1 pseudogene is annotated in these 260 nt (G+C 70.8%); it reads right to left on the reverse strand.

Features of this window, described 5'->3' with window-relative positions:
* A pseudogene (locus tag ACYQ0J_RS00415) lies at positions 1-260 on the reverse strand (ATP-binding protein); the annotation flags it as partial.

A 260-nucleotide genomic window follows, 5' to 3' on the forward strand; every position in this document is an offset into this window, starting at 1 on the left:
TAGCCGCTTTGTACCCCCCTTCCTGAGGGTCTCCGGGTGGACGGCCAGGACCAGGGTGGCCACCTCGGCGAAGGCCACCAGCCAGGGGACCACACTGGGGGTGAGGCCCGTGGCGTCGTCCACGACGAGGGTGACGGGGTTCACCCCTTCGGGGCGCTTGAGGGCCTTGAGGAGGCTCCTCGCCTTCTCCTCGTTCCCCGGGTAGCGCCTCTGCCAGGCCTTGAGGTCGGCCTCGAGGTCCCTCCCCCGCCCCACCCCTT

It is taken from the genome of Thermus sp. FJN-A, assembly GCF_054655095.1.